The following is a 14,721-nucleotide window of genomic DNA, read 5'->3' as shown; positions in this document are numbered from 1 at the left end:
GATATATGCCACTAGCTGCGAACGACCCCACAAGAAAAACTTGGCTAAAAACCCCCAAGAACACTGACTTTCCCATCCAAAACATCCCCTTTGGTGTATTCCTTACCCGTGATGATGTGATTACCATTGGTACGCGTATAGGAAACTATGCGATTGACCTAGGGGCCTTACATCAATTAGGCTATTTTGAAGGAATTCCCCTTACGGATGATATCTTTTTACAAGATACCTTGAATGATTTTATAGCAGATGGTCGTAAAACATGGCGATTGGTTCGTAATCGTATTTCTGAGTTATTTGAAGAAAATAATCCCGCTTTACGCGAAAATAAAAAAGACCGTGCTACCGTTATTTTTGACCTGAGTGAGGTCGAGATGCAACTGCCAGTGCAGATTGGCGATTATACAGATTTCTATTCGAGTATTGAGCATGCAACCAATGTAGGTACCATGTTTAGAGGAAAAGAAAATGCACTGATGCCAAACTGGTTACACCTTCCTGTAGCGTACCACGGAAGGAGTTCGTCGATCATTCCCTCTGGAATTCCTATCCACAGACCCCAAAGTCAAAAATTACCCAATGGAGCGACAGAGCCGATTTTTGGTCCTTCGCGCCAAGTAGATTTTGAATTAGAAATGGCATTTATCACCACGGCAGCTAATAATCTTGGAGAATCGATTACGACAAAAGATGCTGAAGAAAATATATTTGGATTGGTCTTATTTAATGATTGGAGCGCCCGTGACATTCAAAAATGGGAGTATGTGCCTTTAGGTCCATTCCTATCTAAGAATTTTGCGTCTTCTATCTCTCCGTGGATTGTCACATTAGATGCCTTAGAGCCCTTTAGAACAGATAGTCCGAAGCCTCAAAAAGAACTTCTTCCTTATTTACAATATGAAGGAAAGAAGAGTTTTGATATCAAATTAGAAGTAGCATTACAACCAGACGGTAAAAAAGAAACCGTAATTGCCAAATCCAATTTCAAATATATGTATTGGAATATGAGTCAGCAGTTGGCGCATCATACCGTCAATGGATGTCCAGTCAATGCAGGAGATATGATGGGAAGTGGTACCCTTTCGGGTCCTACGCCAGATTCGTATGGATCGATGTTAGAATTGTCTTGGAAAGGCGAACGCCCAGTACGTTTAGACGAAGGGGGCGATCGTAAGTTTATAAGAGATCACGATACTGTGATTATCCGCGGACATTGTAAAACCAAAGAATACCCCCGTATCGGTTTTGGTGAAGTTTCTACCAAGTTACTACCTGTCTTCCAACCGAAAACAAAGTAAACATCTAACATAAAATATATACACAAAACCTTACTAAAAGGTATTAACTATAGATCCCGCTGAAAAAGCGGGATTAGTTCAACTAGCTATTTTGAATTCGTCCTTTGGACTTTTCAAAAAAGCGTTTAACTAAAAAAAGGCTATCTCTCCAGATAGCCTTTTCATCAATATAATTGTCCCTATAAGTAACAAATCATTATACAAATTATATTGATAAACAGGCTATACAATTCTAATTCACCCCTTATCAATTTCCTGAATTAAGTCAGTACGAAGGTGCCTGTTTTATTTTATTTCTTCTTTAATAGCTCCTGCCTAGCGCTAGACAAAAGCAAATACCTTAAACCCCTAAAAAGTATATTATTTTATTCCTATTTATAAATAGCATTCTACTCCCGAGTCATTAATATTAAGTGTCGGTCCTTCTGATGAAGAACAAAATCGTGTGGTATTCGTTCCATCAGGTCTCACGATAGACACAATAATGGCAAAAGATTTTGCACATCCTGGCGCTGGATCGGTGATGAGATTTGCATTAAGCGGAATCACACCTCTATTTTTAGAATTATCCAAAATTAGCTGTACCTCGTCGGTTACATTACATGCAGGGCGTGTAGAAGATCCTGGGGTATCCCAAGAATAAATAGCCGAATGAACTTTATATCGATATGCTCCCATAATCTTTTGCTGTAAATAAATACCTGTTTTTATTTCTAGATTAAAAGTACATAAGAAGTGGTGGTGATTATAAAAAAATAGCACCAAACGGAAATTCTTATCCATGAAACTGAAATAAGAGGGTATGAAAAAAGTGGGGTTTTATTGATTGTACGCTTTCTAGGAGGTATAACGACATAGAAGTTTATGCTGAGTTTATCGAAGTACGAAAGCAAAAACTAGCGTCACCAATATCAAATTTTTATTTCCTCGACCTATAAGGGAGTAAAAAAATTCTAAGCAGTCTTTTGTAGCATACGTCATCCTTTAGGGACGGTGAAAAACGTATTTGGCTTTAAAAAGCACAATTTTTGTTTCCCCAACCCTTTTTTAGCATAGTACGTTTACGAAAGTATGATTTAGGTAATGCGCAACATAACACCTCCCTCAATCCCTCCTTTCTAGGAGGGAAGCTCAAAATAACAGCTAACGACTAACAGCTAATGGCTACCCGCTCCATCAACGCAACGTGCGCATTCTTTTGACAATATCCTTGTAGGTTTCACTCAGTGTAACTTTATGATTTCCCGTCAATAAGATCAAATTATCAGCAAGAATGATTTCTTCAATCTTTTCGATATTGGCAATGTAATTTCTATGGGTTCGGCAAAACAGCGTATTGTCGAGTAGTTTTAAAATTTTAGTTAGTGAAATGAGAATCACAAACTTTTCCTTTTCGGTAATGATATTACAGTACTTCTCCTCCACTTCAATGTAGATAATGTCGTTGATTTGGACTTTTTTCAGGGATTTTCCTTTTTTGATAAATAAGTATTCTTCACTGATCACTGTATCTTCCTCATCTCCCAGAAACACGTCTTGTTGCGCATAAAACTTCTCGACCGCCATCTCAATAGCATATAACAATTCTAACTCATTAAACGGTTTTAATAAGTAACTAAAAGGCTGCGTTAACTTGGCGCGCTCAAAAATCTGCCGATCGGTAGCGCTGGTTAAAAACACAAACGGCTTGGACGCATTGGGAACTGCATTAATGGTCTCTGCAAACGCAATCCCATCAGGAACCCCGTTTAAGAAAATATCAATGATCACAATATCTATTTTTTGAGTTCCGTAAAATAACGCTAAGGCTTCCGTAAGACGGGTAGCCACCCCTGCCACGGCATAATTATGCGATTCTAATGTACGCACCAATCGATCGCTCTGTGTAGGCGTATCCTCGATAATAAGTACATTGATTTTATCCATCCGGTGCAATTTTAGGTAAAGATACAATCATTTTAGTGCCTTTTCCCAACGTACTTTCAATAAAGAATTTTCCGTTATTCTTTGTAATCATCGATCGGCATAACTGCATGCCTAAGCCCGAACCAATGATATCCTTATTCTCTTTTTCTGACGTTACAATCGTTTCTTTCAGCAAATTTTGACGTGTGGTTTCGCTCATACCGATGCCATTGTCTTCGATGATCAAGTCACAAAAGCCTTCTTTGGTATGTTCCGTATAAATCTTAATGGTTCCGTCAGGATTCGAAAACTTAATCGCATTATCAATGATATTTCGCAGAATAATCTTGAGGGATTCCTGATCGGCAAAAACAATGTCCTTTTTTGAGACCGTATTCTCCAGCGTTATGTTTTTTTCCTGTAGTAAAGCTTTGTAATTATGCGCGACCTGTTCCACTATAAAAAATAAACGTAGCGAGGCAATCTCAAAATAGGATTGTTTAGTTTGTAGGAGTGCCCAATTCAGGAGATTATCGAGGAGATTATACGCCCCATTCACTATCGCACTGTTAGAATGTACCAACGTAGTGACTTTATCCAAATCTTTGGCTTCCAGATGGTCCTCAAGCTCAGAAGTGCTCGTTTTTAATGCATATACCGATGACCGTAAGTCATGACTCACTATAGAAAACAGCTTGTCTTTGGTGGCATTGAGTTCGTCGAGATCTTCTTTTTGCGCACTGATGATGTTATTGCTTTTTACTTTCTCTCTATAAAAATACACGCCCGTTCCCAATAACGCCAAAAGGAAGAGCGACGAATACAGCAACCCGTCTTTTTGCGCTTCTTTAATCTTATTTTCGGCTTCGAGGAGGCTGACTTCTTTCTGTTTTTCTTTCACTGCAAACTCCTTTTCCTTTTGAGCTATAGCATACACTTTATTTTGGTCGTTAAGTGAATCCTTCCACTGCTCATATTCTTTTCGGTAGGCTAAGGCAGCTTCCATATTCTTGCGGTTCTCTTCTACAATCGCCATATTAAAAGCTGCATTACTTTTGGACGGAAAGTGACGCGTCTCCCGAGACAATTGATAGGCTTTTTCAAAATACGGAATCGCCTGTTTGTCCTTGTACTGCACATAGTAGATATTGGCCATATTCCCGTAGGTGCCAATTAATGTCAAGGTGTCGTTTCTAGCCTCTTTCAGGGCGATACTTTTAAGAAGGTAGGCCTCTGCTTTATCAAATTGTTCCAAGTGCATGTAGCAAATTCCGATATTCTCTTCGATATTGTCTTTTTGAATCCCCAAGAGATCCGTCTCGCTATACGCTTCAATTTCCTTAAAATACGTCAGCGCCTCTTCATAGTTTTGTTCTTCTAAGAGAATGGTGCCCAGTTTTAATTTGACTTGGTTATGAAAAGGAAATGCTTCAGAAATGGTTAAAAGGCTAGTTTTCGATTCGTTGAGCAACCCTTTTTCCTTAAACGCATAGCCTCTAAAAAACAGGCACAAATCCTCCAATCCTTTATCCGTGGCATTGGTCGTGAGTTGTTTCATAGAGTACACGAGGGTGGAGTCCCATTCTTTTTGTAAAAAGTAGGTATGCGCTTTCGCGAAAGCGGACTCCTTCATATACGGCGCACTCACCCGCTTGACTTCAGTATTAAAGTAGCTGGTGTCTGCGTCTTTTTTCTGCCCATAGAGCGCCACCGAAAGCATCGCAAACCCCAAAAACACCCCGTAACAGTTCCTCATTGGTATTGTTATTTTTTAAAATGAACATAAGTTATACGTATATTTTATCTTTTCTTCAGTATAACACGGGGGGTCGTTAACATTTTTGAAGTCTTGGTTATATACATCCAACTCACAGTAAATAATAAATCAATGTAGCACAAAAAAAAGTAGTACACAAATGGTACTACTTCCTTGTATTTCTATCTCTATAAGAAGACGTCGTGGTTACGTAGTGGGTGGCTGTACGGTGGTTTTTGTCCCTCTAGACGTTACAGGATCAACATCTCTATTGTAGAGAGTGATTTGATCCCCAGCGGCGAGTACGTGCCCTCCTCTTGCGTTGGTGTTGTCGTATGTTGCCTGAATTTGCCAATTGGTAAGCTTGGGGGCCCACTCTTCGGTGTAGTTATACTCCACATAAAACTCCTTAGTTTCCGTATTTACCCATAAGGTAGGGGTTCCAGTATAGGCAGCATCAATATCGACATTAAAGTTAAAAGAAACAGTGTTGTCGGTGTTTAGCGTCACGGCATTTACAGCAACGATGGGTGATTCTGGTTGAACATCGCCGACTGGCATCGGATTATCAACCTGAGCTCCTTTGGTAGCAGTACAGCTAATTTGTGTCAAACCAGCATTTGAATAATTTTCAATTGGTGTTGTTTTAGTGTTCATACGTAATAGATTTAGAGATTATTAATAAGTAGCTATTACAAATAAAAAGGAAACGATTTGATTTTTCAAGAAAAAATGGAATAAAACGCAGATTTACGGGTATAAAAACCACAAAACAGCGGAATAAAAGCCGTAATCGAAAGAAAAAACTTACAAAATTACAAAATACTCATACTAAGCTGCCTAACTCTTTATTCCCCCCGAAACTGAAAATGGGAATAAAAACAAGCTCCTCACCTCTCTGAGGGGAGGTGGCTGTATGAGGTACGAATACAGACGGAGGGGAGCCTAGCCCCCTAACCCCCAAAGGGGGAATAAAAATAAGCTCCTACCCTCCAAAATCAAGTTGTTTGCCTTCTTTCTTTGCTTTGGTATCCATAGACGTTCCTACCGCAATACCAATCACCATTCCAATGGGCAATCCAATGCCTAAAAGTCCCATGTTGCCTTGCGTGACTCCAAACACCGTTCCTAACGGAATACCAAACGCCGACATCCCCAACACCATCCACAAGTTGCGATAATAGTTTTTAGGGACGAGTTTAAGTTTCTTTTGGAGTAAGGCAATAATCTTGGACTGCCGTTTACGGAGTTCTTTAGAAAATGCCTTCGCCGACACCGTGACGTCATTAAGGGCTTGGATGTGTTCGTTGATAGCCATGACGACCTCCTCAGAGAGATTGCGCTCGCCCAGCTCACCTAACAGGTGTTGAAATTTGGTAATCCTATCGTGTAAGGTATCTCCCTCATGAACGGGTACATTGACTTCTAAAGGTAAAAGTTCCATAATGGCTAAGGTTGATGATTGTGATCATAGGTAGGGAAATATGGGGGTTTGTTACAGGGTTGGTGTTAAAGGTTTATAAGTTTTGTTCGCTTTCGCGAAAGAGGGCTATGATGATACCACTACGATCAAAGAGCTTACAGGGTTACCTATTTATGTGATTGGGGAGTTGTAGGCTTTTTGGTTGATAGGAATTGTGTTATTGTACGCATTCACGAAAAGATATATAGAGTTTTCAAATGAGTTAGAAATTATGGTCTTATTTCTTTTATTGTTTTAACAAAAGTTTTTTAGAGATAGTTTTGCTAACACTCTATCTAGGCTAAAAGCATTAGTTTAAATCTTTTCAAATAAATTTCTTATTCTATATTTTGAATAACTCTTAATACTTCAGAAAAAGATTTGTTAATAATCTTTATTTTATTATTGATTACATCCTTTTTTCCTGAATAATACTTAATATTTTCTTCAGTCTTTAAATCATCAAACAACTCTTCAAATTCGTCAAGTTCTACCTCTAAACGATCTATGCAACCACTATTAATTTCAGAACCATTAAAAACATTTCTTATAAAACCAAGCTGATGGATTATATCTTGACTAAAGCCTGAAAGTGTTTCTAAATCTACTTTATCATTTACACTAATAATTTTAGCTAATGACGAAAATTTAGTCCAACAAAGATCTAATTTACTTTCTAAAAAAGTGTATTTATTTTGATTTTTATTATTTTTGTTTTGAATATTATCAGCTATATACAGTCCAATACCTAAACCTAAAACACCCATAATTAAAGCGGGTACGTCAAGTTCTTTTTTTATTTCAAAATACTGAAATCTTGTAGCTATAAAGCAAATTAGAACTCCTGAGAAAAATGTTATTAATAAAATCCATTTATTTTTTTTCCATTGCATATAAACCTTTTTTTATACGTTCAATATATTTTGGTACTTCATTTGAGATTATAACTAATCTATCCCATACTTTATCAGCTCCAAATGCCTCACCTAAAAGCCTAAATGCTTCATTCAAAAAAGATGTTGTGTAACCATTTGAACCATCTAAAATAATTTTAAGTTTTACATCTTTACTCTTAGCTTTTTCAAAACCGTTCTTTAGAAGTTTATCAAAAAACTCTTGTCCTGAGAAAGGACCATCTTCATAAGTACGCCAACCTGGTGTCTTTGTGAAATCATTCGGTATATCTATTACTATCATAATAATGGGTAATGTGCTGGAGTACAGCTGTTATTTACTTTCCAAAAATAATATGTTCCTGAAAAAGGAATTTTAATTTCTTTAAATTTTTTCTTATCAAAATCTAAATAGACGTTGTTAGTTATAACTACTAAATTAGTTATTATATTGTCTGTATATAATTCATAAATAGTTGGTAATCCTTCACCACGCCAAAATAATCCTGTTTGTGATACAATACCTTTCTTATATGCATTTTCTAATATAGTTGCATTACTTTTAAAATGGTCTTTAACCTTTTGCCAATTGTTATCTTCATAATATTTATGAATAATACCTACACCATTATCTACAAATGAAAATTTAACAGTATTATCTTTTTCAAGATGAGAAATGCCTAAATGCCAAAAAACATTTTTGTCTGTTCGAAAAGCGTGGTCACAAGAGTTACGTAACATTTCTCCAATAACACCAAATAGTTCAGGACACCTAGCTTCAACACCCCAAACAGTCTCCATTGCTTGTGGCATGGCTGGCGCTAATTCCTCTTGAGAAGTTGTTATATCTCCTGTATGTATTATTATATTTTTAGTTTTCAAATTCTCTGGTGATACATAACCTCGCATATATTTAAAAAACCCTGACATCTCAAGTTTATTTTTTGCAATAGTATTAAATGGTTTTTCACCTCTTAGACTAATACCTGCATTAGTAAGTTCTTTCATTACAGACAATAACATTCCTATTGCACCTTCTCCAATATCTGTTACTTTATGTAGCCTAATATTTATAATATCTTCTGTTTTGCCTAATTTTTTTAAAAGAGCTATAAATCTTAATACTTCTTCCGAATACCCTAATTGTAGGGTAAGAATTTCAGGTGCAATTACCTCGGCGTACTTACTAAAATACTTTCTGTTTTGCCTTAGTTTAACATTCGAAATTCTATCTTTTCTTCTTTTTTCCTTTCTTCGCCTTACCCTTCTTTGTTCTTTCAACAAACGATTCTGGATAAAATCTTTATATCTTTTTTTATTCAATTGGTTAATTTAGTTAATACAGGAAAGACTAATTTACTTTAATCAATAGTCATACCATTACGTTTTTATAAAAATAATTCTAAAACAACTACAAATCACTGATAATCAATTACACCCAGCAACAATTAGTCATTTGACATACATTCCCAAAAATACCCAACCCTCAATCAACAACCTTACAGAAACCCGTAAAACCAACAAAAAGATTCTTAGTATGGTTTTTCGCAACAGCGAACCCAAAAAAAACACCCAACCACTACCCCACTTCCAAAATCTTACCTCTCTTAAAAATTCCTTAACAATTCGTCCTAATTTCCCATTTAATAGTACTTTGAACGGCATTAAAGGAATTCAACCAAGATCCCGCTGAAAAAGCGGGATTAGTTCAACAGCAATGTTGTGTGCGTCTTTTAGACTTCACAACATTGAGTTTCACTAACAAACCAATCATTCATGAAACAAAACTCACTATTCTCTCTAGTCCTCGTCTGTGTGATGTGCTTTAGTAGCCATGCACAAACCGACTACCGCAATGAACAACAAGTCACCGCGGCGCTGAAAAGCATGGCGTCCCAACACAGCCAAGCTCAACTTACCTCCTTGGTCAAAACTGCAGGGGGCAAAGACATTTGGATGCTTACCCTTTCTGATGGCGCTCCTGACAGCCATCCGGGAATCGCCGTAATGGGCGGTGTGCAAGGGGATCACCTACTCGGCACCGAACTCGCCCTTAACATGGCGAACAACATCCTCACCAACCATCGGGAGGTGTTGAAAAAAACAACCTTTTATATCTTTCCGAACCTGAGTCCTGATGCGACAGCGCAGTATTTTGCAGCGACCAAATTTGCCCGACACGGCAACGCGACCCAAACGGATGATGACCGCGACGGTCAAGTCAATGAAGACCCATTTGAGGATTTGGATGGAAATGGCATCATCACCATGATGCGTGTTGAAAACCCAACGGGGATTTATAAAATGCTAGAAGAAGATCCTCGAATCATGGTGATGTCCGACCCCAATCAAGGGGAACGCGGGAACTATGATCTCCTTACCGAAGGAAGGGATAACGATAAAGACGGGGACTTTAACGAAGACGGTCTAGGCGGTGTGGCATTCAATAAAAACTTTACGTTTAATTTCCCGTATTTCACTAAAGGGTCTGGAGAGCATCCCGTGTCTGAGCTAGAACATCGCGCGGTCATTGATTTCTTATACACCCAATGGAATCTGTATGCGATCCTGACCTTTAGTGAAGAGAATAACCTTTCCAAACCGCTCAAATACAATAAAGGCGGGGCTTCCAAAAGAGTGATTACAAGTATTTTGGAAGATGACGAATTGATCAACGAAATGCTTTCTGAAACCTATAATAAGCTGATTCCTCCCACCAATGCTCCTAATGGGAGCGCGCAAGGCGGAAGTGCTTTTGAGTGGGCGTATTTTCATTTTGGCAGACTCGCCATGAGCACACCAGGCTGGTGGCCACAAAAATTTGAAGGGGATTCTATTAACGCCGCACCAGAAAATGAGAAAGCTAATTTCCTTGCCTATGCCGAACAACAAGGCATTAACGCTTTTACCCCATGGAAAGAAATCCGTCATCCTGACTTCCCTGACCACAAAGTGGAAGTGGGCGGCATGCATCCGTTTGTGATGAAAAACCCTCCGTATGCACTCGTAGATAGCATTGCGGGCAAACACACCGATTTTATCTTAGAAGTAGCCGCCATGCAACCAGAATTGCAACTCGTGAACCTCAAACAGGAAAAAGTAGGGAATAATCTCACCAGAATTACCGTCGATCTTCATAACAATGGCCTGTTGCCTACGCATACACAAATGGGTGACAAATCGCGCTGGTTACGTAAGATTAATGTGTATCTAAAAACCAATAAGAACCAACAACTCATTTCGGGCAAACCTCGCCACGTGATTGAAAAAATAGATGGAGACGACTCGATCACCTTGAGTTGGCTGATCCAAGGCAGCGGCAATGTCACTCTTGAAGCAACCGTTCCGCAGGCAGGAACCGCTACTAAAACCATCAACTTATAAACGTATCTCATGAAAAAATATATCCTTACAACCGTATGTGTGCTGGTGGTTTTTGCTTTCGCGAAAGCGCAAACAGCCCAAGACATTTTTCAAGCGGCAGGAACACCGTCCAACCCCAAGGTGAAGGTCGCTTTTAACCAATATTACACCGCCGAAGGCCTCGCTGCTATTGGCAAGAAAATCGCCGAGGCACACCCGAATCTCGTGAAACGGATGTCCATTGGAAAATCGACCCAAGGCAGAGATATTTGGATGCTTGCCATCACCGATTACAGCACCGGAGACGCCGATAGAAAACCGGGTTTTTACCTGGACGGAAACATTCACTCCAACGAAATTCAAGGAGGTGAAATCAGTACCTACACGGCATGGTACCTCACGGAAAGCTTCGGCAAAGTACCGTACATCACCGAAATGTTACAAGACCGTGTGTTTTATATCGTAGCAACCATTAACCCGGATGCACGAAATAATTATATGAAAGAACCCAACACCGGAAGTAGTCCGCGTGCAGGGATGATTCCGCTGGATGATGATAGTGACGGACTTTTTGATGAGGATGGGTATGATGATTTGGATGGCGATGGTTCTGTGACCGAAATGCGTCGCAAGAGTCCGACGGGTGATTACATTATCGACCCACGAGATCCGCGAAAAATGATTCGTATTGGTCCAGATGATGTAGTGACAGCACAGCGGTATGAACGTTTAGGTCGCGAAGGTATTGATAATGACGGGGATGGTCAAATTAATGAAGATACCCCCGGATATTATGATCCTAACCGTGATTGGGGCTGGAAATGGCAACCGGATTATGTACAGCGTGGGGCGTATAAATATCCGTTCTCTGCTCCCGAAACCAGAGCTGTCGCCGATTTTGTGAAAGCCCACCCTAATATTGCAGGGGCACAGAGTTTTCATAACAGCGGCGGAATGATCTTACGCGGCCCTGGTGCCGAAGAGGATAAAGCGACTTACAACCGTGCCGATATTGCGATTTATGATGCGATTGGTAAAAAAGGAGAAGAGTTATTGCCTGGCTATAATTACCTGACGGTGTATAAAGATTTGTATTCGGTTTTTGGCGGCGAACTCGATTGGTTTTATGGTGGTAGAGGGATTTATACCTTCACCAATGAAATTTTTACAGGATTTGCTTATTACAAGGATAAAAATAGAGGACGTGATCAGATATATGATGCAGGCAAAGATTTGCTACTTGGCGACGGATTTACGCCATATAAGGCGTTCAATCACCCGACCTACGGCGAGATAGAAATCGGCGGCTTTAAAAAGAATGTCGGTCGTGCCACGCCAGGTTTTATGCTAGAAGAAGAAGCACATCGTAATATGGTATTTGTGTTTTACCATGCGTTTCACATGCCGCATTTATCGGTCGGTGATGTGACCGTAAAATCGTTACCAAATGGTCTTAAAGAAGTGACAGCAACCATCATCAATGATCGTCTCATGCCAACGCATGCGAGTCAGGATTTGCTGTATAACATTGAACGCCCAGATTACATCACCCTTTCAGGGGGAACTGTACTGGCAGGGATGATCGTAAAAGACGCCGATTTTAATGTGACCGAAGAGCAACTACACACACCAGAAACCATTAAGGTTAAAAATATTCCTGGGAATAGTACCGTAATGGTCCGTTGGATTGTTAAAGGTGGTAATAACTTCAAAGTCAAAGTCGATAGCGCCAAAGGTGGGGTTGTGGAGAAGAGTGTGAAGTAGTTCAAAAGCTTCTTTTGTCCGGTCGAGCGCAGTCGAGAACTTATCTTGATAGCACAACATATCGTAGTTCTCGACTGCGCTCGAACGGACAATAGCTTAAACAGACAGTAGATAGATGATAAAAAGTTCTTTAAAAGGCTCAAACGTAGGTTTCGATGGGCATCTCTAATTCCAACGTCCCTTTGAACCCGTATAAGCATTCATCCATTTCCGCGAAGGCGGAAATCTCACCCCGTTCAACGCGATTAGCAATAGTAAACGAATCTCCCTCTCTACTCAAAATGTCTCTCCAAGACGAAGGCGGAAATCTCACCCTTTACAACACTATGAGTATTACTATATGAGAAGATAGAAGTTCTATAGAATACGTTGACCTAAGAAAATTTTACGTAAAAAATGAATTGAAACGAAGGATAAACCCGCATTATGTAATAGAAAATCTATTACAACTTGAACAAGCTTCAAAATATACCGTTACACTGCTTTTTTGAGTTTAACCATAGCGATGCTATGCTAAAACTCAGAAAATGCTATATTTTATTGCCTCTTCAAGTCTCATCACGAAGTTCTATTACATAATCCGAGTTAAGCAAAAATTATCGCAACATAAAAGTCTCTACATGACTAAAGATATACCATAAACACAATAATTCTTAGAAGTCCATACCCTTATTTTTGTGCCGTAGTGAAAGAAATTTTTAGTAAAAGTTTCTTAAGTCTTGATTTTTTTGGTTCGTTTTTTCATCAAGGAAAAAATGAACAAAAACATCATTAGTAGTTAGACACCTTCGCTCCATATAAAAATTCATCCATTTCCGCGAAGGCGGAAATCTCACCCCGTTCAACGCGGTTAACAATAGTAAACGAATCTCCCTCTCTACTCAAAATGTCTCTCCAAGACGAAAGCGGAAATCTCATTCTTTACAACACTATGAGTATTACTATATGAGAAGATAGAAGTTCAATAGAATACGTTGACCTAAGAAAATTTTACGTAAAAAATGAATTGAAACGAAGGGTTAAGCAAAAATTGTCGCAACATAAAAGTCTCTACATGACTAAAAATATACCATAAACACAATAATTCTTAGAAGTCCATACCCTTATTTTTGTGCCGAGTGAAAGAAATTTTTAGTAAAAGTTTCTTAAGTCTTGATTTTTTTGGTTCGTTTTTTCATCAAGGAAAAAATGAACAAAAACATCATTAGTAATTAGACACCTTCGCTCCATATAAAAATTCATCCATTTCCGCGAAGGCGTAAATCTCACCTCGCTCAACGTTAGTTTAACTAATATGTAATCACTGCTTTAATATCCTGCCCTTGTAGCTTCTCTTTTCCTGACAAGAAACTCAGTTCGATTAAGAAATTACACTGCACCACTTCCCCACCGAGGGCTTCGATTAATTTGACAACAGCTTGAGCAGTTCCTCCTGTAGCAAGGACATCGTCATGTACTAAGACCTTGTCTCCAGGCTGAATGGCGTCTTTGTGAATTTCTAAGGTGTCGGTACCATATTCTAGTGCATAGGTCTGAGAAACGGTGGTATGAGGTAATTTTCCGGGTTTACGAACAGGCACAAAACCAGCGTTTAATTTTTCGGCGAGTACCCCTCCAAAAAAGAAGCCTCGGGACTCCACGCCTACCACTTTATCGATTTGCTGATCTCCAATGAGTTCGAGTAATTCTTGGGCCGCTTTCGCGAAAGCGGTCTTATTCCCAAGCAAGGGTGTGATATCTTTAAATAAGATTCCTGGGGTTGGAAAATCCTTAATATCGCGGATGTGATCAATTAGTTTCATTTTTTTTATAAAAAGTATTTGCCAGCAAGATAAAAAGAAATATATTTGCACCCCGAAACAAACAAATAATATTATTGGTTGTTTTGAAAAACAAAGGCCTCGTGGCGCAACTGAATAGCGCATCTGATTACGGCTCAGAAGGTTACAGGTTTGAATCCTGTCGAGGTCACGAATAAATCAAAAGCAAGCTAAAACAAATAGCTTGCTTTTTTGTTTTAGATAGGTTTTAATTTTCAAAGCGGAGCTTTGTCAGGATCACCGCAAATACTCCTGTTCGACAGGATGCCACCGCACCTCCTCGCACCTCATTATATAAGATCCTCAGGATCTTATATAACCATTCGGTCGTTGTCGAGGTCACGAATAAATCAAAAGCAAGCTAAAACAAATAGCTTGCTTTTTTGTTTTAGATAGGTTTTAATTTTCAAAGCGGAGCTTTGTCAGGATCACCGCAAATACTCCTGTTCGACAGGATGCC

Annotated in this window: 12 protein-coding genes and 1 tRNA gene; 4 read left to right on the top strand and 9 right to left on the bottom strand. The window is 39.1% G+C overall.

Annotation, left to right across the window (positions count from 1 at the left end; translation table 11 throughout):
• Window positions 1-5: 5 nt before the first annotated feature.
• Complete coding sequence (gene fahA, locus ACFO3O_RS04615) at window positions 6-1,298, top strand: fumarylacetoacetase (RefSeq protein WP_379977367.1); 1,293 nt, start codon at window positions 6-8, stop codon at window positions 1,296-1,298.
• Between the two features lie 375 nt (window positions 1,299-1,673).
• On the opposite strand, the gene ACFO3O_RS04610 is transcribed toward fahA, so the two are convergent.
• The 8 genes from ACFO3O_RS04610 to ACFO3O_RS04575 form a co-directional block, all read right to left on the bottom strand.
• Complete coding sequence (locus tag ACFO3O_RS04610; RefSeq protein ID WP_379977366.1) at window positions 1,674-2,081, bottom strand: hypothetical protein; 408 nt, start codon at window positions 2,079-2,081, stop codon at window positions 1,674-1,676.
• 393 nt (window positions 2,082-2,474) lie between these two features.
• On the bottom strand, window positions 2,475-3,224 hold the full coding sequence (locus ACFO3O_RS04605; protein ID WP_379977365.1) for a LytR/AlgR family response regulator transcription factor: 750 nt from the start codon (window positions 3,222-3,224) through the stop codon (window positions 2,475-2,477).
• Window positions 3,217-4,959, bottom strand: a complete 1,743-nt coding sequence (locus ACFO3O_RS04600) for a tetratricopeptide repeat-containing sensor histidine kinase (protein WP_379977364.1) — start codon at window positions 4,957-4,959, stop codon at window positions 3,217-3,219. The genes ACFO3O_RS04605 and ACFO3O_RS04600 overlap by 8 nt, the downstream gene beginning before the upstream one ends.
• A 207-nt stretch (window positions 4,960-5,166) precedes the next feature.
• The gene (locus tag ACFO3O_RS04595; RefSeq protein ID WP_379977363.1) at window positions 5,167-5,616 is read right to left on the bottom strand and encodes a hypothetical protein; all 450 of its coding nucleotides are present in this window, start codon (window positions 5,614-5,616) and stop codon (window positions 5,167-5,169) included.
• Window positions 5,617-5,944: 328 nt separating this feature from the next.
• Window positions 5,945-6,403 carry a hypothetical protein gene (locus tag ACFO3O_RS04590; protein ID WP_379977362.1) on the bottom strand — a complete coding sequence of 153 codons (459 nt, stop codon included), beginning with the start codon at window positions 6,401-6,403 and terminating at the stop codon, window positions 5,945-5,947.
• A 356-nt stretch (window positions 6,404-6,759) separates the two neighbouring features.
• Complete coding sequence (locus ACFO3O_RS04585; RefSeq protein WP_379977361.1) at window positions 6,760-7,314, bottom strand: hypothetical protein; 555 nt, start codon at window positions 7,312-7,314, stop codon at window positions 6,760-6,762.
• Window positions 7,295-7,618 (bottom strand): STAS-like domain-containing protein, encoded by a 324-nt coding sequence (locus ACFO3O_RS04580; protein WP_379977360.1) that lies wholly within the window; start codon window positions 7,616-7,618, stop codon window positions 7,295-7,297. The genes ACFO3O_RS04585 and ACFO3O_RS04580 overlap by 20 nt, the downstream gene beginning before the upstream one ends.
• Entirely contained in the window at window positions 7,615-8,637 is a 1,023-nt protein-coding gene (locus ACFO3O_RS04575) for a hypothetical protein (protein WP_379977359.1), read from the bottom strand. Before ACFO3O_RS04575 ends, ACFO3O_RS04580 begins: the two co-directional genes overlap by 4 nt.
• A gap of 453 nt (window positions 8,638-9,090) precedes the next feature.
• On the opposite strand from ACFO3O_RS04575, the gene ACFO3O_RS04570 reads away from it, so the two are divergent.
• Window positions 9,091-10,698, top strand: coding sequence for a M14 family metallopeptidase (locus ACFO3O_RS04570; protein ID WP_379977358.1), 1,608 nt, complete (start codon window positions 9,091-9,093; stop codon window positions 10,696-10,698).
• Window positions 10,699-10,707: 9 nt separating this feature from the next.
• A complete protein-coding gene (locus ACFO3O_RS04565) occupies window positions 10,708-12,441 on the top strand; it encodes a M14 family metallopeptidase (protein ID WP_379977357.1) in 1,734 nt (577 codons plus the stop codon).
• A gap of 1,289 nt (window positions 12,442-13,730) precedes the next feature.
• On the opposite strand, the gene ACFO3O_RS04560 is transcribed toward ACFO3O_RS04565, so the two are convergent.
• Window positions 13,731-14,243 carry an adenine phosphoribosyltransferase gene (locus tag ACFO3O_RS04560; RefSeq protein ID WP_379977356.1) on the bottom strand — a complete coding sequence of 171 codons (513 nt, stop codon included), beginning with the start codon at window positions 14,241-14,243 and terminating at the stop codon, window positions 13,731-13,733.
• A gap of 95 nt (window positions 14,244-14,338) precedes the next feature.
• Between ACFO3O_RS04560 and ACFO3O_RS04555 the strand changes: the two genes are divergently transcribed.
• Window positions 14,339-14,412 (top strand) — tRNA-Arg (locus tag ACFO3O_RS04555).
• The last annotated feature ends 309 nt before the right edge of the window (window positions 14,413-14,721 follow it).

It is taken from the genome of Dokdonia ponticola (assembly GCF_042653865.1).
Lineage (GTDB): Bacteria > Bacteroidota > Bacteroidia > Flavobacteriales > Flavobacteriaceae > Dokdonia > Dokdonia ponticola.
The sequence above is the reverse complement of the archived record's forward strand: the minus strand, read 5'-3'. Positions and strand labels throughout refer to the sequence as shown.

What these genes read in the sequence shown, in the direction of transcription:
- fahA (WP_379977367.1), top strand. Translation starts at nt 6, where the DNA reads ATGCCACTAGCTGCGAACGACCCCACAAGAAAAACTTGGCTAAAAACC.
- ACFO3O_RS04610 (WP_379977366.1), bottom strand. Translation starts at nt 2,081, where the DNA reads ATGGATAAGAATTTCCGTTTGGTGCTATTTTTTTATAATCACCACCAC.
- ACFO3O_RS04590 (WP_379977362.1), bottom strand. Translation starts at nt 6,403, where the DNA reads ATGGAACTTTTACCTTTAGAAGTCAATGTACCCGTTCATGAGGGAGAT.
- ACFO3O_RS04595 (WP_379977363.1), bottom strand. Translation starts at nt 5,616, where the DNA reads ATGAACACTAAAACAACACCAATTGAAAATTATTCAAATGCTGGTTTG.
- ACFO3O_RS04600 (WP_379977364.1), bottom strand. Translation starts at nt 4,959, where the DNA reads ATGAGGAACTGTTACGGGGTGTTTTTGGGGTTTGCGATGCTTTCGGTG.
- ACFO3O_RS04560 (WP_379977356.1), bottom strand. Translation starts at nt 14,243, where the DNA reads ATGAAACTAATTGATCACATCCGCGATATTAAGGATTTTCCAACCCCA.
- ACFO3O_RS04580 (WP_379977360.1), bottom strand. Translation starts at nt 7,618, where the DNA reads ATGATAGTAATAGATATACCGAATGATTTCACAAAGACACCAGGTTGG.
- ACFO3O_RS04605 (WP_379977365.1), bottom strand. Translation starts at nt 3,224, where the DNA reads ATGGATAAAATCAATGTACTTATTATCGAGGATACGCCTACACAGAGC.
- ACFO3O_RS04570 (WP_379977358.1), top strand. Translation starts at nt 9,091, where the DNA reads ATGAAACAAAACTCACTATTCTCTCTAGTCCTCGTCTGTGTGATGTGC.
- ACFO3O_RS04585 (WP_379977361.1), bottom strand. Translation starts at nt 7,314, where the DNA reads ATGCAATGGAAAAAAAATAAATGGATTTTATTAATAACATTTTTCTCA.
- ACFO3O_RS04565 (WP_379977357.1), top strand. Translation starts at nt 10,708, where the DNA reads ATGAAAAAATATATCCTTACAACCGTATGTGTGCTGGTGGTTTTTGCT.